The sequence below is a fragment of the Pseudomonas sp. XS1P51 genome, assembly GCF_054897845.1.
Genome location: NZ_CM142707.1, coordinates 5,193,424 through 5,210,622, shown reverse-complemented (window position 1 = coordinate 5,210,622; position 17,199 = coordinate 5,193,424). Strand labels below are relative to the sequence as shown.

The window sequence follows — 17,199 nt, the reverse complement described above, 5'->3', positions numbered from 1 at the left end:
GCTCAATCGCCAGACGCGGGAAAGGTCTGATCAAGCAGGGTAAAAATCCGCTTTCCGCGTAGGAGTTGCCCTTGGGGTGGGCTTTTGAAGGGTAACACCGCGACTTCCGGCAGAAAGGCAGTGCAATATATGGAAACAGATCGATCCGGCGTGACGGCGATCACCTGCCCGGCGTCCCGATAACTGTGGTTTGAAAAAACCGACCATGCACCCGCAGAGGTGCACTCCTCCGAAACCTGCCTTGAACCGTGAGAACGCTATGGAACCCGGAAACGCCCAGCTGTCGATGACGGTATTGATGACCCCCGACATGGCCAACTTCTCTGGCAATGTCCACGGCGGCACCCTGCTCAAGTACCTCGACGAAGTGGCCTACGCCTGCGCCAGCCGTTATGCCGGCCGCTATGTGGTGACCCTGTCGGTGGATCAGGTGATTTTTCGTGAGCCGATCCATGTCGGTGAACTGGTGACGTTCCTCGCCTCGGTCAACTACACCGGCAACACGTCCATGGAGGTGGGCATCAAGGTGGTGACCGAGAACATCCGCGAGCGCTCGGTGCGCCATACCAACAGTTGCTTCTTCACCATGGTCGCGGTGGATGACGACCGCAAACCGGCTGCTGTCCCTCCACTGCAACCGCAGAATAGCGAAGACAAGCGCCGGTTCATGCAGGCCAAGCAGCGTCGGCAGATTCGTCAGGAACTGGAAAAGCGTTATCAGGAAATCAAGGGCGACGTCTGACGCCTGTTATCAGCTTCAGATAGCTTTCGCGAGCAGGCTCGCTCCCACAGGGGATCTCCGTCGTTCACATATTCCGTGTCCGCTGAAGATCTATGTGGGAGCGAGCCTGCTCGCGATGGGATCAACGCTTAATCAGAGGCTGATCGCCGTCGCTTCGAAGCGCACCCGCGGATGGGCGATCCGATCCTGAGCCCGCACCAGTTCCAGCTCATAGCTGGCGCAGGCCTGGGTTTCCAGAAGGACTTCATGCACTGCCGCCGCGGCGAATTCGAAAGCCGCGACCAGGCTGTCGCCCAACAGCACGCGAGCCAGAAACAACCCGGACGTCAGATCGCCAACGCCCACCGGCTGACGCGGAAACGCCAGCATTGGGCGACGCAGGTGCCAGCTGCCTTCGCCGGTCACCAATAACATCTCGAAAACATCCGCCGGTTTACCAGGATAATCGAGATGCTTGACCAGCACCGCTTTCGGACCGCGCGCCAGCAGCGCTCGTGCCATGGCCAGGCAATCGAACAACGACTGCGGCTTGCGCCCCGAGAAGCTGTCCAGCTCCAGCTGGTTCGGGCACATGAAGTCCGCCACGGCGGCCGCCTCTTCCAGCAGGAAATCGCTGACCTCTGCCGGCACGCTGCAACCCTTCTCCGGATGGCCCATCACCGGGTCGCACAGATACAGCGCCTTGGGATTCATCGACTTGATCCGCGCCACACCCGTCAGGATCGCCCGGCCCTGGGCCGCACTGCCGAGGTAGCCGGACAACACGCCGTCGCAGTTGCCCAACTCGCCAATCGCTGCGATCCCTTCCACCAACTCGGGGATCTGATGCGGCGCCAATACTTCACCGGCCCACTGGCCGTACTGGGTGTGGTTGGAGAACTGCACGGTATGGAGCGGCCAGACATTTACCCCGACCCGCTGCATCGGGAAAACCGCGGCGCTGTTGCCAGCGTGGCCGAACACCACGTGGGACTGAATGGCGAGCAGATGGGGCGTACGTTTCATGCGGTGAGTTTTCCGTAAAACGATTGAAATTCGAGCCGCGCAGTATGCGACTAAACGCAGCCTGTACGACAGACCGGCGACGCAGTTAAGCTGGTCCTATCTTGTTGGAGCACCCTGTTGATGCTGACCCTCGGAAATATCTTCGTGTTGATGCTGCTCGCCACCGGTGGCGCGTGGCTGTGGCACAACCATGGCTTGCGTGAGCGCGCGCTGGAGCGGGTCAAGCAGCATTGCAACAAACTCGGCATCGAGCTGCTGGACGGCAACGTGGCATTGAAAAAAATCGGGTTCATCAAGGACGCTAACGACCGGCGACGTCTGGCCCGTGTGTATAACTTCGAGTTTACGGTGACCGGCGAAAGCCGTCACAACGGCACCATCACCCAGTTCGGCGCCCACAGTGCGCAAATCGAACTGGCGCCCTACCCGATGCCGTTCGACGACACACCCGCGGTGGTTGATGTAGATGTGGCCAAGCCCCGCGCCGAGGTGATCGAACTGAGCCAGTGGCGGCAGGAACACACGAAGTGGCGTCCGTGAATCAAAAGATTGCAGCCTTCGGCAGATTGCATTTCAAAACGTAGGAGCTGCCGAAAGCTGCGATCTTTTGCTCTTTAACTCGAACGGCAGTCGGCCAGCGCTTTTTGCAGTGAATCAACATCCTGCGGCTCACTGAAAATCAACTCGATCCGCGAATCCCGCCGCCATTCGCTGGCCTGCCAATCCAGCACCGAGTTATCCAGCGCATTCGCCGACACCCAACCCTCGACGCTGTGGATAACCAGCTTGGCCCGTCGCCAGACAAGGCTTTCGAGCCACCGGCCAACGAGCGCAGCATCGAATGTCTGGCCCGGATGCCAGCGCCAACCCACGCTCCAGCCACCCTCCTGCTCCTGACTCAAGCAAATCGGCAGCGCGGGATCGATCCAGATGGCCGGCATCTGCGCCAATCCTTTGGGCACGACGAAGTTATCCACACCCGCCACCGCTTGAGCCTCAAGCCCTGGTAACTCGCTCAACGGCAACACGGCTTGTTGCGTCCAGAACAAGGGACGCGTCGGCAATTGCGCGATGATTCGCTGACGATCCCTATCAGCGACGTTTTCAGACTTGTTTAGCAGCAACAACCCGGCACTGTTCAACGCCTCCTGTTGTGCCGCTGGCAGTGGTTTTCCGGCAGCGAGCGCCAGGGCATCCAGCACCAGCACGCAGGGTTGGACGGCCAACACCCCTTGCCACGGCGCCTCGCTCAACTGCCTGAGCAACTGCACCGGGTGGCCCAATCCGGAGGGTTCGATGAACAGACGATCCGGCCGCGCCTTACGCAGCAAGCGCCCAAGCCCGACCTGAAACGGCGCGCCATTCACGCAACACAAGCACCCCCCGGCCACTTCACCCAGTGCGATACCATCGGCGTCCCGGGTCAGCAGCGCAGCGTCGAGGCCGATCTGGCCGAACTCGTTGATCAGCACCGCCCATCGTTCATTCGCCGGCCGTTGCGCCAGCAGGTGCTTGATCAGACTGGTCTTGCCAGCACCCAAAGGGCCAGCAATGACGTGAGTGGGAATGTCCTGCAACATGGTCGGTGTTTTCTGAGGAGGTAATGGATGCGGTTGATTGGATTGTCGTTGCTCTTGGCGCTCACTTCAGGTGAGGCGCTGGCCCAGGCCTGCGTGGTCCACAGCACGGCTGCGCGACTCGATGTAAAAGTCTGCCAGCAGAACCGCAACATCCCGGAAAAACTGTTCGCCGACGGTTTCTGCCAGCCGAACCTGCCCGGTCAGAAAGTCGAGGTGCAATACGTCGACCAATGCCCTTCCGGCGCATTCGGTGTGTGCAGCAACGCTCAAGTCGCCAATATGCCCTACCGGCAGGATATTCACTATTACGGCGTGACCACGGATGCGGCGTACCTGAAGCCATTTTGCGAAGCACAGAGCCAGGGAAACTGGCTCAAGCCTTAAGCCACTAGCTCAGCCAATCGAGGGTCAGGATCAAACGGCGCTCGCCCGGCGCAGGCTGCGGTGAGCGATGGGTCAGACCGAAGCCTTCATTGCCATGCCATTTCTCACCCTTGAACAGCGCCACCTCGCCACTGGCGATTTGCTGGATCAGCGAAGCGTCCTGGGGCTCGGTTTCGGGTTTACTCAATTGGCGGCGATCCATCGCCCCTTCTTTCAGCCACTGGCTGCCCACGCCGGCGTAAGTGGTGATCAACCGCACCGGCACGTGATCGACGTGGAAACGCGGGCACATGGCCTTGTCCAGAACCCGCAGGCGCAGGCCGATACGCTGGGCCCCCAGCAAACACGCAAACGCACTGACCTGCCAGGAAACGTCGGCGATGAAGCCTTCGTAGCCTTCAAGGTCGCTGAAGCCTGAGGCCAGTCCGTGGAGATTGGGTTCAGCCTCCTCGTCAGCCAGTTCCAATGACAGCGATTCAGCCAGTGGCTCGTTCAGGGACAACAGTAGGCTGCCGAAGTCGGCAATGTGCGCCGGCAGTTGGCGTTGCCAAACGGCGAGGTTTACATCGTCTTCGAGGATTTTGGCCAAGGCCTCTGGGGTGGCTCCCTGATGTTGACGTGGGGTTCGCGAGGACGCCTTCGCGAGCAAGCTCGCTCCCACAGGGTTCAGTGCCAGCATCACGCAGCTTCCTCTTCATGCCACGGGCCGAACGGATCCGGCAGCAACCGCCAGCCCTCGACGCCCAACGCCATTTCATCATCGGTGAGCAGGCAACCGTCGAGCTCCGCGGTGAGTTGCGCGAAGTCGATGTTCTGGCCAATAAACACGAGTTCCTGGCGGCAATCACCGGTGCTGGCGGTCCAGTTCTCCATGATCCCGGCCGTGCTTTCTTCGTCCTGCGGCCACTGTGTTTTCGGCACGAAACGCCACCAGCGTCCGGCAAAGCCGTGGCGCATCAAGCCGCCCGCCTGGGACCAACTGCCGGCGTCCATGGGCTTGCTGGCCAGCCAGAAAAAACCCTTGGAACGCAGCAGTTTACCGTTCACCCACGGGCGGTCGATGAAGCTGAAAAAACGCTGCGGGTGAAATGGCCGGCGTGCCCGATAAGCGGTGGAAGCAATGCCGTACTCCTCGGTTTCCGGCACATGTTCGCCGCGCAGTTCCTGTAGCCAGCCTGGCGCTTGAGCGGCTTTTTCGAAGTCGAAGCGACCGGTGTTGAGGATCTTCTTCAGGGGGATTTCACCCATCACCATCGGAATGATTTCCGCTTGTGAGTTGAGCCGTTCGAGGATCGCGACCAGCTCCTGACGCTCGCGGCTGCTGATCAGGTCGATCTTGCTGATCAGGATCACGTCCGCGAATTCGATCTGCTCGATCAACAGGTCAGTGATGGAGCGTTCGTCCTCCTCACCCAATGTTTCGCCACGGGAAGCGAGACTTTCGGCGGCCTGATAGTCGAGCAGGAAGTTCATGCCATCGACCACCGTGACCATGGTATCGAGCCGCGCGATGTCGGCCAGGCTCTGGCCGTCTTCGTCGTGGAAGGTGAAGGTTTCCGCCACGGGCAACGGTTCGGAAATGCCGGTGGATTCGATCAACAGGTAGTCGAAACGACCGTCCTTGGCGAGCTTGCTGACCTCCTCCAGTAAATCCTCGCGCAAGGTGCAGCAAATGCAGCCGTTGCTCATTTCCACGAGTTTCTCTTCAGCGCGGTTCAGGCTGACATCGCGCTGGACTTCGCTGCCATCGATGTTGATCTCGCTCATATCGTTGACGATCACGGCGACCCGCAGGTTGTCGCGATTGCGCAGCACGTAATTCAGCAGCGTGCTTTTGCCGGCACCGAGAAAGCCGGACAGCACGGTCACGGGGAGACGATTGGGCATCAGGTTTTCCTCACAGGGTATGGCCGGTCAAATCGCCCGTTGATGGCGTTCGCGCAGCTCTTCACGTTCTTTGGCTTCGATACACAGGGTGGCGGTGGGTCGCAGCAACAGACGCTTGAGGCCAATCGGCTCACCGGTTTCCCGGCACCAGCCGTATTCGCCACGGGCCAGGTGTTCGAGGGCTTCGTCGATCTTGTCGAGCAGCTTCTTTTCCCGCTCCAGAAGGCGCAGCTGCCATTGGCGTTGTTCTTCGGCGCTGCCGATGTCGGCGGGGTCGCTGTGGGGTTCCTGCTCACGCAGAACGTCGAACTCGTCGGCGATGCGCGCTTGCAGCTCGCTGCGCTGGGCCAGCAAAAGGTCGCGGAAGAAACCTTGCTGGGCATCGTTCATATATTCAGTCGCGGGTTGAGCGAGGAGTTCTTGTTCAGTCATGGGCGGATCACAAGAGCGGGCGTGTTTTTATGTTATAGTATAACAACACAATTAAACCACCCCTCTCTTGCCCACTGCGACAAAGGGCTGGATGCTGAAGCCCGTCCGGTCCGTGAGAAATCCCGTGCGTAACGCCCTGAAATTCGCGCTGATGAGTTTTTCGTTGCTGGTGGCTGTCGATGCCTGGGCGCAAATTCCGAGCCTGGCCAAATGCACCCGCAGCGCCAATCTGCTGGCCTGCGTGGATGGCGACGGCAACGCCTACAGCGTCAACACCGCCGGAAGCACGATCTATCTGCGGGGTTTCGAAGCAGCCGGAAAACGCTACTGGGCACAGACCAACAGCCGCTACGGCCAACTCACGTTCTTCACCGGGATCGCTTCCGATGGCGAAGCCTGGGTCGGCTATAACCGTCGCGTCGGCTGGACCACGATCAATCGGTTTTCCAGTTCCGGCGGCAGCAGTGGCAAGTTCACCTGCAGCCGGATCACCGGTTGTTAGGCCTGCGCTTTTTTCTGTTCCTGCTGCCAGGCGATGTAACTGTTTACCGGCGGATTCTTCTGAAAGTAGCGCTGTAAACCTTCGAACAAACCGTCAGCCACAGCCTGCTGATGCTGCGCCGACACCAGCCGCTGACTGTCGCGAGCGTTGGAAATGAAGCCGGTTTCCACCAGGATCGACGGCACGTCCGGTGACTTCAGCACGGCGAATCCCGCCTGTTCCACGCGTTTCTGATGCAGCGTGGTGATGCCTGCCAGGCTGCCGAGCACGGTGCTGCCCAGCTGCAAACTCGCGGCGAGCGTGGCGTTCATCGACATGTCGAGAATCACCCCGGCGAGCATCGGATCCTTGTCCTTTAGGTTGAGCAGGCTGGTGGCGCCCAACAGGTCCGCGCCGTTCTCCCGCTGGGCCATGAAACGCGCCGTAGCCGAGGTCGCGCCGCCCTCGGACAGGCAGTACACAGAGGCACCAGACGCGGTAAGACGCGGCGCGGCATCGGCATGCACCGAAATGAACATGTCCGCGTTGTGCTTACGGGCGATCTCCACGCGTTTGCGCAGCGGGACGAAGAAGTCGTCGTTGCGCACCAGTTTCACGTCAAAGCCCTTCCCGCGTTTCAGTCGTTTGGCCAACAACTGGGCGATGGACAGCACCACGTCTTTCTCACGCTCGCCTTTGGCACCGACCGCGCCAGGGTCTTTGCCGCCATGTCCGGGGTCGACCACCACGATGATGTCGCGTTTGGGGTGAGCCTTGTCGACTGGCGCCGGGGGCGCGGCTGCGATTTGTAGCGGCGCTGCTGTCTTCAGATCGAGTACCAGCCGATGGCCCTGCCCATCCTGCGGCAGCAGCAGAAAACTGTTGAGCTGCACCGGACCGCTGAGATCGAGAACGATCCGCGTATCGCCCTGACCGTAGTGTCCGGAGCGAATCGAACGAATCACGGTATCGCTCAGGGTCAGCTGACTGAAATCGCCGCTGAGGCTGGCGCCACTCAGGTCGATGATCAACCGCTCGGGCGCACTCAAGGAAAACGTTTTGTAGTGCACCGGGCCGCTCAGATCGAACACCAATCGCAGCTTGTCATCCGATCGCCAAAGTCGCGCGTTGCGAATTTGCGTGGCCGAAACACCAAAGGGTAAGGCGAAAGCCGCGCTAGCCAGGATCAGGTTGAGCAAGTGACGTCTGTGCATGATGAAAGAAAGCTCATGAAAAGGCATGGTTGATTTTAATGTAATAACATAACATATTAAATCAACTCCCACGATGGACCTGCTCATGAATGCGCTGACTCTGCCGGATATCGCCGCGCAGGCCTCATGCCAAGCCCTGCCACTGGAGTGGGTGGGCATGTGTGGCATTGCTCTTCCTGTTTTATTCGATGGCCAACGACTGAGTGCAAACGTCGACGCGGGCGTAAACCTTGATGATGAAGAAGCGCGTGGCATTCATATGTCACGGCTGTATCTGGCGCTGGAAATCCTCGAACAGGAAGACCTGACACCTGCGTTGTTGCGGCGAGTCCTGCAACGCTTTCTCGACAGTCATGAAGGATTGTCCAGCAGCGCGTACTTAAAAATTCACGCCGATTTACTGCTCAAAAGGCCTGCGCTGATCAGTCCATTGTCTGGCTGGAAAACCTATCCGGTCATCATCGAAGCGCGATTGAAAAACGCGATGTTCCACGTGGAACTAAAAATCGATGTGCCTTATTCCTCGACCTGTCCCTGTTCAGCGGCCCTTTCCCGGCAGTTGATTCAGCAGCAATTCGTTGACGATTTCGCCAACAAGGCACTGCAACACGCTGAGGTCCTGACTTGGCTTGGCTCCACAAAGGGCATCGTCGCGACGCCTCACAGCCAACGAAGCAATGCACATTTGTGCCTTCGTCTGGACGACTACCTGGATGACTTGCCGTTGATCGCGATCATCAATGACGCCGAAGCGGCGCTCGGCACCGCCGTACAAACCGCAGTAAAACGCGCCGACGAACAAGCCTTCGCCTTGGCCAACGGTCAGAACCTGATGTTCTGCGAGGACGCCGCACGGCGTTTGAACCTGGCCCTGAAACGCGCACCCGGCATCAATGCCTTCCACATCCGGGTCGTCCACGCCGAAAGTCTCCATGCCCACAATGCCGTCGCCGAAAGTCGCTGGAACTGGGAGGCCGCATGATCCGTTGCCAAGCCTTGCGTTGGGGCGCACCGAGCCAACCACTGACGCCAGCCGTGGACTTCGAACTGGCCAAGGGAAGTCTGACTGCTGTCATTGGTGCCAACGGCTCGGGTAAAAGCAGCCTGTTGAAAGTCATCGCAGGTTTGCAAAAACCACTGACCGGCAACGTCGTCCTGGATGTTCCACGCAAGGGCGGCCTCTCCTTTCTCCCACAGCAACAACACCTGGATCGACAATTCCCCATCAGCCTTCAAGAGTTGGTGGCCGCCGGTTTTTGGGGTGGCAAGCAATCTCCAGAGGTACGCAGCCAGCGCCTCAAAGCCGTCCTGGAGGATTGGTGCCTCACCGGTCTGGAACAGCGCCCATTGATGGCCCTGTCCGGCGGCGAATTGCAGCGCGCCCTGCTCGCCCGTTTGAGCCTCGCCGAAGCACCCTTGCTACTGCTCGACGAACCCCACGCCGCCCTCGACGAACTCGGTCAGGCGCTGCTCTGGAAACACCTCCACGCCTGGCATGCCGAAGGCCGAACCCTGGTTGTCGTGTGTCACGACCTCGCCGCCGTTCGGCAACACATCCCGACAACGTTGCTGATCAAAAGCAGCGGCTGCGTCCTCGGCCCAAGCACCGATCTGATCCGCCAACAACCGCAAACGCAGGTGGCCTGATGATCGCTGCCACGCATCTTTGGCAACCGTTCCAAGAGTTCGTATTCATGCGCCGGGCGCTTCTCGGTGGTTTGGTCCTGGCCTGCAGCACGGCGCCACTGGGTGTGTTTCTGATCCTGCGACGCATGAGCCTGATCGGTGATGCCGTCGCTCACGGCATTTTGCCGGGGGCGGCATTGGGGTTCTGGTTCGCTGGATTGAGTCTCCCCGCATTGACCATTGGCGGCCTCGGCGCGGGCCTTAGCATGGCCGGACTTGCCGCCTGGATCACCCGTCGCACCGGCCTGCGGGAAGACGCCAGCCTCGCTGCGATTTACCCGATTTCCCTCGCCAGCGGCGTGTTGATCCTCGGCATCGCCGGCAAACGTCTGGACCTTCTGCACCTGTTATTCGGTTCGGCACTGGCGGTCGATGGTCCGACGTTGACGGGCATGTTGTGGGTCTCGGGATTCAGCCTGATCACCATGGCCCTCATCTACAAACCGTTGTTGCTGGACACCCTGGACCCACTCTTCCTGCAGACCGTCAGCCGCCTGGGTCCTTTGGCACACGGCGTATTCCTGACGTTGGTGGTGCTGAATCTGGTGATCGGCTTCCAGGCTATCGGCGCGCTGATGGTGGTCGGTTTGATGATGTTGCCTGCGGCTGCTTCGCGCTTCTGGAGTCGTCGCTTGCCGAGGTTGATGGCTATCGCGGCGCTGCTCGGCTGCCTCTCGGTGTGGTTCGGTTTACTGCTGTCGTTCTATTACTCGCTGCCCAGCGGCCCGGCGATCGTGCTGGTGGCTGGCGGTCTGTATCTGCTGTCCGTGGTGTTCGGCCCGGTGCACGGTTTGCTGCGCCGCCCGCCTTTGCTCACATCCCAATGAGGTGTTTCCCGATGCGCGCTTTACTCGTGTTGTTCAGTTTGATGCTGTCGATGTCGCTGTCCGCTGCAGAGAAACTCCAAGTCGTTACCAGCTTCAGCATCCTCGCCGACATGACTCATCAGGTCGGCGGCGACCATATCCAGATCACCAACATGGTCGGTCCCGACGCCGATGCCCACACTTACGAACCAACCCCAGACGACGCCAAGGCGTTGCTCAGCGCCAGGTTGATCATCAAAAACGGTTTGGGCTTCGAGCCATGGCTGGATCGCCTGGTGACCAGTACCGAGACCAAAGCTCCGGTGATCAGCGCAAGCCACGGTGTCATTCCGCGCGCTCTGGATGAAGACGGTGAGACCGTTCCCGACCCTCACGCCTGGCACAACCTGGCGAACACCGAGCTGTATATCAGCAACATCACCAAGGCGCTGATCACCGCCGACCCGGCGAACAAGGCCGACTACCAACGCAACAGCCAGGCCTACCTGAAACAGATCTATGCCCTGCTCGCCGAAGCCAAGGTCAAGCTCGGTTCGCTGCCCCCAGGCAACCGCAAGATCGTGACGTCCCATGACGCCTTCGGTTATCTCGGTCAGGCCTACGGCATCGACTTCATGGCCCCTCAAGGTCTGTCCACCGAGCGCGAACCTTCGGCCGCCGAAGTCGCTGCGCTGATCACCCAGATTCGTCAGGCCAAGGTCAAAGCGGTGTTCATGGAAAACATCAAGGATGCTCGCCTGCTCAAGCAGATCGCTGATGAAAGTGGCGCGCAGATCGGTGGCACGTTGTACTCCGACGCACTCGCGGCCAGCGGTCCGGCCAGCACCTTCGTCGGGTTGTTCGAGTACAACCTCAACACCCTTTACGACGCGTTGAGCAAGCCATGATCCGAAAGAATCCTTCGGGCGATTTGCCGCTGATTGCCGAGTCCGCCTACGTCGATAAAACCGCCATCATTTGCGGCAAAGTGGTGATCGGCGAGAACGTCTTCGTCGGTCCCTATGCGGTGATTCGCGCCGACGAAGTGGACGACTCGGGCGAGATGGAGCCGATCACCATCGGCGCCAACTCGAACATCCAGGACGGTGTGGTGATCCACTCCAAGTCCGGTGCAGCAGTGACCATCGGTGAGTTCAGCTCCATCGCCCACCGTTCCATCGTTCATGGCCCCTGCACCGTTGGCGACCGGGTGTTCATCGGTTTCAACAGTGTGCTGTTCAATTGCGCGGTCGGCGACGGCTGCATGGTTCGACACAACTCGGTGGTCGACGGTCGCGATTTGCCCGAAGATTTCTACGTGCCCTCCACCACCCGCATCGGCCCCACCACCGACCTGTCGCAGTTCCCGCCAGTGAGCGTCAGCGCCTCGGAGTTTTCCGAGGACGTGGCCCGCACCAACGTCGACCTGGTGCGGGGCTACAAAGCCCTGCAAAACGAGTTCTGAGCATGAGCAGCGTGATGATTCGCAATGCCCGGCTGGTGAATGAAGGTCGTGAATTCGAAGGCAATCTGTTGGTGAGCAACGGCCGCATCGTGAAGATTGCCGGCAGCATCCACAGTGAAAATGCCGACCTCGAAATCGATGCCGACGGCCAATGGCTGTTGCCCGGAATGATCGATGACCAGGTGCATTTCCGCGATCCCGGTTCGCCGGACAAGGGCAGTCTCTACACCGAATCCCGAGCAGCGGTGGCCGGCGGCATTACCAGCTTCATGGACATGCCCAACACCCATCCGGCGACGCTGACCCTCGCAGCGCTGGCCGACAAGAAGCGTCGTGCGGCGATCAATTCCGTGGCCAATTACGGCTTTCATTTCGGCGTGAGCAATGACAATCTCGACACTGTCGCCGCACTCAACCCCTGCGAAGTGGCGGGCGTCAAAGTCTTCATGGGTGCTTCCACGGGCAACATGCTGGTGGACGACCCGAGGATTCTCGAGCGGCTATTCGCCGAGGTGCCGACCATTTTGCTGGCCCACTGTGAACACACCCCAAGCATCGAGGCCAACGCTGCGAACCTGCGAGAATTGTTCGGTGAACACATTCCCGCCGGGGCCCATCCCGTGATCCGAAATGCCAAGACCTGCTTTCGCTCCTCTTCAATGGCCGTGGACCTGGCCAAGCGTTACGGCACCCGACTGGACGTCATCGGCAGCGACCACGCACCCCACACCTGGGCCGAAAAGCAACGCCCCTACCACCAGGCACCCTCCGGTTTGCCGCTGGTACAACACGCCCTGCCCGCGCTGCTGGAACTGGTGGCGGATGACGTTCTGCCGATCGCCACACTCGTGGCGAAGACCAGTCATCGAGTCGCTGATTTGTTCGCCATTCCCGACCGCGGTTATCTGCGCGAAGGTTATTGGGCCGACCTCGTTCTGATCAAACCCGAACCCGATGGCGTGGACGTTTCCCGGCAACCGACCGATCCTGTCTCAATGCCGCTGGACACCCTTCGCCGGACAGCGCTTTCGCCACAGCGTCAGCACCACGATGGTGTCGGGGCAAATTGCCTGGCATGACAAACGTTTTAATGACAACTGCCAGGGTTTACCACTACGGTTTATGCGCTAGCGCTCGTGATCGAAATACTCGAGAACACTGACCATGATCCAGATCACTTTGACTGATGGTTCATTGCGTGAATACGACCAGCCCTTGTCGGTGTATGAACTCGCCGCCAGTATCGGGCCCGGGTTGGCAAAAGCGGCAGTGGCCGGTCGGGTGGACGGTGTATTGGTGGACTGTGAGTTCATGATCGAGGCCGATGCCCGGGTCAGCATCGTCACGCCCCAGGAGCCCGATGGTCTGGAAATTCTTCGCCGCTCCTGTGCGTTGATGCTGGCCATAGCCGTCAAGCAGCTCTATCCGAGTGCGCAGTTGCAGACGGGTTCGGCGTTGGGTGATGGATTCTTTTACGAGTTTGTTGTCGAGCGCTCCCTCACCCCGGCCGACCTGCCACTGATCGAAGCGCGCATGCAGTCACTGGCAGCAACCAACCACTCGATTCGACGTCGAGGGCCGACGCTGTACAGCCTGGGAGGCTTTGAGTCTTCGACATCGGGCCCGCATGTCCCCGCCACCCGGGTGCTGCAAGCATTCGCTCTCGACCACATCAGCGGCACTTCGCCCCAACGGATCTACGGGACATGTTGGTCCTGCCAACAGGAGCTGGATAACTGGCGGGCGCCGCCACACGTCATCATCGTCAGCATGGACGAACGTCAGGCAGAGTACGCGCAGTCGGTGACCGACGCATTGCGTCGAAGCGGCGTGCGCGCTCGCGCGGATCTGCGCAATGAGAAGGTCCGCCACAAGATTCGCGAGCACAGTCAGAAAGTGCCGTATCTGGTGGTGATTGGGGAGAAAGAAAAAGAAGGCGGGTTTGTCAGTGTGCGCAGCCACGCCGGGGAAGATTTCGGCAGGATGGCGGTTGAGGCGGTGTGTGAGTGGTTCAGGTCAACAGGAATTGCGGGTGTCTGAGCGGACGCTATCGCGAGCAGGCTCGCTCCCACAATGGATTGTTGTTGAACACAAATCTGTATTCACCGAGATCTAATGGGGGAGCGAGCCTGCTCGCGATGCTTTTAGGCTCTTGGCTTAACCGTCCCGCAATCCTGCCCCAACCACACAGCGCGGGTATCGAGGCTACCTTTCTGCTGAATGCCGGTGGCGTTGAACGTGCCGTTGACCTTGGTGGTGAACTCACGATCACTGAGGAAAGTGGCTACGCCAGCGCCCTGCGCTTTCGGACAGCTGAAGCGGAATCTCCATTGATTGCCAGTGCGCTCGGTGATTTCCTGCTTGCAGCCCGATTGCGGATCCGTCAGCGGAATGTTGTCGGTCTTCACCTGCTCCGGCGTCAGGCAAGCCCGAATCCCCTTGCCGCCCATGGTGATGCCCTGCTTCTCCAGCTGCGCGCGTTGTTCAGGGGTTATCTGGCTCTGTATCTGCCCAAGGATCAGCTGCAGATCCGGCATGTTCTGGTCATCGACCTTCATGTTGCTTGAGGTCAATTCCCACAAACCCGGCTGAAGCATCTGCGCCTGAGCTGCCACAGGAAGTGCTAAACCAAAAGCCACGGCCAAACCCAGCAGACGAACGTTCATCGAGTAACTCCTGATCAGTAGTGGCCGTTAGACGTCAGCCACAGGCTTCGGTTCAGGGGCCAATTAATTAGCGACATTCTGCACGGAACATGGTCTGTTAAGCATTGAATCTTCAGGAGCAAGGCTGCCCCATGGATTATTTTGGACCGCATGTTTTCGGTTATCTGATCGCGCTGCTGCACTCGTTAGGCCTGATCGCCGCCATCCATGCCGTATTGACCGTTCGGACCGCCCAGGGCTCGATCGCCTGGGCCCTGTCGTTGCTGTTCATTCCCTACCTCACGCTCATCCCGTACCTGGTCTTCGGCCGCAGCACCTTCGATGGTTACATCAAGGCCCGGCGCCAGGCCAACGAGGAAATGCGCAAGGCCATCTCCGAGCTGAACTGGCGCCCATGGGTCGAAGAGGCGCTGACCGCCCGCGCCTCAAACGCCTACGCCTCTTTAAGAGCGATGCCGAAACTGGGACGCATGCCGTGCCTGGCAAACAACGAAGTGCGCCTGCTGATCAATGGCCAGGCCACCTTCGACGCGATTTTCGAAGCCATCAGCCACGCAAAAGAGGCGGTGCTGATCCAGTTTTTCATCATCCACGACGACCGCCTCGGCCAACGCCTGCAAACCTTGTTACTGAAGAAAGCCGCCGAAGGCGTCGCCGTTTATCTGCTGTACGACCGCATCGGCAGCCACTCCCTGCCCCACAGTTACGTGCAGCCGTTGCGCGACGCCGGTATTGAGGTCAAAGCCTTCGCGACCCGCAGTGGCTGGCTCAACCGCTTCCAGGTCAACTTCCGCAACCACCGCAAGATTGTCGTGGTCGACGGCGTGCTGGGCTTCGTTGGCGGGCTCAATGTCGGCGACGAATACATGGGCGAGAAACCACCCCTGGCACCTTGGCGCGATACACACGTGCGAGTGCGCGGGCCGGTGGTGGCCTGCATGCAGGAATCCTTCGCCGAAGACTGGTTCTGGGCGGCGCGGTCGTTGCCACCGTTAATCCTGCCGGATGTGTATCCGGACGACGGTGTGCTCTGCCAATTGCTCGCCAGCGGTCCGGCGGATTCCTACGAGACCTGTTCGTTGTTCTTCGTCGAAGCCATCCACGCGGCGACGGAACGAGTGTGGATCACCAGCCCCTATTTCATCCCCGACGAAGCCGTCTTCGCTGCGTTACGACTGGCGGTGCTGCGTGGCGTGGATGTGCGGATTCTGCTGCCATCGCGGCCGGACCACCGGATCGTCTACGCCGCCTCCAGCCTTTATGCCTTCGAAGCGGTACGCGCCGGCGTACGGGTATTCCGCTACGAGCCCGGTTTCCTGCATCAGAAAGTGGTGTTGATCGACAGCGAAATCAGCGCCATCGGCAGCGCCAATATGGATAACCGTTCGTTCCGGCTGAATTTCGAAGTGATGCTGCTGACCGTCGACAGCGCGTTTGCCGCCGAGGTGGAGCATATGCTCAACGATGACTTTGCCCAGGCCCACGAGATCGCCAAAGAAGAAAGCCGGGAGACCCACCGCCTGCAACAGGTCGGCATGCGGATCGCCCGGCTTATTTCACCGATTCTTTAAGGATTGTAGATGTCGTCGCGGGTCCAGGGCAGTTCATGGCTGCCATCCGGGTGGGTTTTGACCGCGAGGATCTGGTGCAGATTGATCCAGCCCTTGGCGAACGCATAAGCGCATCCCGCCAGGTACAGCCGCCAGATCCGTAACGCTTGCTCCGGAACCTGCTTGGCGGCGGCTTCCAGATTGTCCTCCAGGCGTTCGCTCCAGTGGTCGAGGGTACGCGCGTAGTGCAGGCGCAGACTCTCGACATCGACGATCTCCAGCCCTGCTTCGCTGATCTCGGCAGAAATCATCGCGAGGTGCGGCAGCTCGCCGTTGGGGAACACATACTTCTCGATGAAATCACCGGCACCGCGTCCTACCGGACGGCCATCGGTGTGCTTGGCGGTGATCCCGTGGTTCATCACCAGGCCGCCCTCTTTCACCGCGCCGAACAAGGTTTTGCAGTACTCGGCCAGGTTGGCGTGACCGACGTGTTCGAACATGCCGACGCTGACTACTTTATCGAAACGCCCGTCCTGAGGCAGATCACGGTAGTCGAGCAGTTGCAGTTCAACGAGGTCGTCCAGGCCTTCAGCGCTCACCCGTTCACGGGCCAGCGCCAGCTGCTCTTTACTGAGCGTAATCCCGAACACCTTCGCGCCGAACTCCCGGGCCGCATACCGCGCCAGTCCACCCCAACCGCAACCGACATCCAGCAGATACTCGCCGGGTTGCAGTCGTAGCTTGCGACACAGGTGCCGGAATTTGGCTTGCTGGGCTTGTTCAAGGGTTTCGCTGCCGGTCTCGAAATAGGCGCAGGAGTACGCCATGTCGCTGTCGAGCCACAGTTGATAAAACGCGTTGGACAGGTCGTAGTGATAGGAAATCGCCTTGGCGTCGCTTTCCTTGTCATGGACGAGGCGAACCGGCTGGCTGTGCAGGTCACCGAGCAATGCCTGGCTCCACTCATCACAGACGCGGATTACATCGCTGATGGAGCCTTCAAGCTCGAGTTTGCCCTCGACAAACGCCGCTCCGAGCGCGTCCAGGCTTGGATGGGTGAACTGGGAAACCATTTGTGGGTCCTTGACCACAATTGTGACGCTGGGCGCCGGCCCCAGATTGAATTCATGGCCGTCCCAGAGTCGCAGGCGTAACGGTAACTGCAGATTCTGTAAGGCCGGTGGAAGTTGCGCGAGCATGGAATATCCCCCCTTGTTTCAGACGTCTGATGTGAGGTTAGACCATCCTGGAAAAATAGCAGGCTATCGATTTAATAGCCGTTGTCTATGATTCCCAGC

General features: G+C 59.8%; 19 protein-coding genes and 1 pseudogene. 12 read left to right on the top strand and 8 right to left on the bottom strand.

Translation table 11 applies throughout. The features are described 5' to 3' along the window. Nucleotides 1-259: 259 nt before the first annotated feature. A complete protein-coding gene (locus tag ACYZUD_RS24195; RefSeq protein WP_462020488.1) occupies nucleotides 260-742 on the top strand; it encodes an acyl-CoA thioesterase in 483 nt (160 codons plus the stop codon). A 132-nt stretch (nucleotides 743-874) separates the two neighbouring features. Here the strand turns inward: ACYZUD_RS24195 and pdxY are convergent, their stop codons facing one another. Continuing rightward, nucleotides 875-1,747, bottom strand: a complete 873-nt coding sequence (gene pdxY / locus ACYZUD_RS24190; protein WP_462020487.1) for a pyridoxal kinase PdxY — start codon at nucleotides 1,745-1,747, stop codon at nucleotides 875-877. Nucleotides 1,748-1,867: 120 nt separating this feature from the next. On the opposite strand from pdxY, the gene ACYZUD_RS24185 reads away from it, so the two are divergent. Beyond that, nucleotides 1,868-2,287 (top strand): DUF3301 domain-containing protein, encoded by a 420-nt coding sequence (locus tag ACYZUD_RS24185; RefSeq protein WP_462020486.1) that lies wholly within the window; start codon nucleotides 1,868-1,870, stop codon nucleotides 2,285-2,287. 74 nt (nucleotides 2,288-2,361) lie between these two features. Here the strand turns inward: ACYZUD_RS24185 and ACYZUD_RS24180 are convergent, their stop codons facing one another. Then, nucleotides 2,362-3,327, bottom strand: a complete 966-nt coding sequence (locus tag ACYZUD_RS24180) for a CobW family GTP-binding protein (protein WP_462020485.1) — start codon at nucleotides 3,325-3,327, stop codon at nucleotides 2,362-2,364. 27 nt (nucleotides 3,328-3,354) lie between these two features. Here ACYZUD_RS24180 and ACYZUD_RS24175 point away from each other — a divergent pair, with 27 nt between their 5' ends. Continuing rightward, entirely contained in the window at nucleotides 3,355-3,711 is a 357-nt protein-coding gene (locus ACYZUD_RS24175; protein WP_462020484.1) for an NADH:ubiquinone oxidoreductase, read from the top strand. Nucleotides 3,712-3,715: 4 nt separating this feature from the next. Here the strand turns inward: ACYZUD_RS24175 and ACYZUD_RS24170 are convergent, their stop codons facing one another. Genes ACYZUD_RS24170 through dksA form a run of 3 tightly spaced genes read right to left on the bottom strand, consistent with a single transcriptional unit; the run spans nucleotide 3,716 to nucleotide 6,030 of the window. Next, nucleotides 3,716-4,390, bottom strand: coding sequence for a DUF1826 domain-containing protein (locus ACYZUD_RS24170; RefSeq protein WP_462020483.1), 675 nt, complete (start codon nucleotides 4,388-4,390; stop codon nucleotides 3,716-3,718). After that, on the bottom strand, nucleotides 4,390-5,598 hold the full coding sequence (zigA, locus tag ACYZUD_RS24165) for a zinc metallochaperone GTPase ZigA (protein WP_462020482.1): 1,209 nt from the start codon (nucleotides 5,596-5,598) through the stop codon (nucleotides 4,390-4,392). Before zigA ends, ACYZUD_RS24170 begins: the two co-directional genes overlap by 1 nt. 27 nt (nucleotides 5,599-5,625) lie before the next feature. Then, entirely contained in the window at nucleotides 5,626-6,030 is a 405-nt protein-coding gene (gene dksA, locus ACYZUD_RS24160; RefSeq protein WP_462020481.1) for an RNA polymerase-binding protein DksA, read from the bottom strand. A gap of 124 nt (nucleotides 6,031-6,154) precedes the next feature. On the opposite strand from dksA, the gene ACYZUD_RS24155 reads away from it, so the two are divergent. Continuing rightward, a complete protein-coding gene (locus ACYZUD_RS24155; RefSeq protein ID WP_462020480.1) occupies nucleotides 6,155-6,532 on the top strand; it encodes a glutamine synthetase in 378 nt (125 codons plus the stop codon). Here ACYZUD_RS24155 and ACYZUD_RS24150 read toward each other — a convergent pair. After that, nucleotides 6,529-7,725 (bottom strand): N-acetylmuramoyl-L-alanine amidase, encoded by a 1,197-nt coding sequence (locus ACYZUD_RS24150; protein ID WP_462020479.1) that lies wholly within the window; start codon nucleotides 7,723-7,725, stop codon nucleotides 6,529-6,531. The two genes, ACYZUD_RS24155 and ACYZUD_RS24150, sit on opposite strands and share 4 nt — an antisense overlap. 85 nt (nucleotides 7,726-7,810) lie before the next feature. On the opposite strand from ACYZUD_RS24150, the gene folE2 reads away from it, so the two are divergent. The 7 genes and pseudogenes from folE2 to ACYZUD_RS24115 all read left to right on the top strand — a co-directional run bounded on the left by folE2 (nucleotide 7,811) and on the right by ACYZUD_RS24115 (nucleotide 13,722). Beyond that, a complete protein-coding gene (gene folE2, locus ACYZUD_RS24145; RefSeq protein WP_462020478.1) occupies nucleotides 7,811-8,707 on the top strand; it encodes a GTP cyclohydrolase FolE2 in 897 nt (298 codons plus the stop codon). Continuing rightward, on the top strand, nucleotides 8,704-9,372 hold the full coding sequence (locus ACYZUD_RS24140) for a metal ABC transporter ATP-binding protein (RefSeq protein WP_462020477.1): 669 nt from the start codon (nucleotides 8,704-8,706) through the stop codon (nucleotides 9,370-9,372). The genes folE2 and ACYZUD_RS24140 overlap by 4 nt, the downstream gene beginning before the upstream one ends. Continuing rightward, nucleotides 9,372-10,238: a metal ABC transporter permease gene (locus tag ACYZUD_RS24135; protein ID WP_462020476.1), complete on the top strand. Its 867-nt coding sequence runs from the start codon at nucleotides 9,372-9,374 to the stop codon at nucleotides 10,236-10,238. The genes ACYZUD_RS24140 and ACYZUD_RS24135 overlap by 1 nt, the downstream gene beginning before the upstream one ends. Nucleotides 10,239-10,249: 11 nt before the next feature. Then, nucleotides 10,250-11,125, top strand: a complete 876-nt coding sequence (locus ACYZUD_RS24130) for a metal ABC transporter substrate-binding protein (protein ID WP_462020475.1) — start codon at nucleotides 10,250-10,252, stop codon at nucleotides 11,123-11,125. Further along, nucleotides 11,122-11,682, top strand: coding sequence for a gamma carbonic anhydrase family protein (locus tag ACYZUD_RS24125; protein ID WP_462020474.1), 561 nt, complete (start codon nucleotides 11,122-11,124; stop codon nucleotides 11,680-11,682). The genes ACYZUD_RS24130 and ACYZUD_RS24125 overlap by 4 nt, the downstream gene beginning before the upstream one ends. A gap of 2 nt (nucleotides 11,683-11,684) precedes the next feature. Next, nucleotides 11,685-12,813, top strand: a pseudogene (locus tag ACYZUD_RS24120) (amidohydrolase family protein). 33 nt (nucleotides 12,814-12,846) lie between these two features. Continuing rightward, a complete protein-coding gene (locus tag ACYZUD_RS24115; RefSeq protein WP_462020473.1) occupies nucleotides 12,847-13,722 on the top strand; it encodes a His/Gly/Thr/Pro-type tRNA ligase C-terminal domain-containing protein in 876 nt (291 codons plus the stop codon). A 104-nt stretch (nucleotides 13,723-13,826) separates the two neighbouring features. On the opposite strand, the gene ACYZUD_RS24110 is transcribed toward ACYZUD_RS24115, so the two are convergent. Further along, entirely contained in the window at nucleotides 13,827-14,348 is a 522-nt protein-coding gene (locus tag ACYZUD_RS24110) for a DUF3617 domain-containing protein (RefSeq protein ID WP_462020472.1), read from the bottom strand. A 131-nt stretch (nucleotides 14,349-14,479) separates the two neighbouring features. On the opposite strand from ACYZUD_RS24110, the gene cls reads away from it, so the two are divergent. Beyond that, nucleotides 14,480-15,919, top strand: a complete 1,440-nt coding sequence (cls, locus tag ACYZUD_RS24105; RefSeq protein ID WP_462020471.1) for a cardiolipin synthase — start codon at nucleotides 14,480-14,482, stop codon at nucleotides 15,917-15,919. Here cls and cfaB read toward each other — a convergent pair. Next, the gene (gene cfaB / locus ACYZUD_RS24100; protein ID WP_462020470.1) at nucleotides 15,916-17,100 is read right to left on the bottom strand and encodes a C17 cyclopropane fatty acid synthase CfaB; all 1,185 of its coding nucleotides are present in this window, start codon (nucleotides 17,098-17,100) and stop codon (nucleotides 15,916-15,918) included. The two genes, cls and cfaB, sit on opposite strands and share 4 nt — an antisense overlap. Between the last annotated feature and the right edge of the window lie 99 nt (nucleotides 17,101-17,199).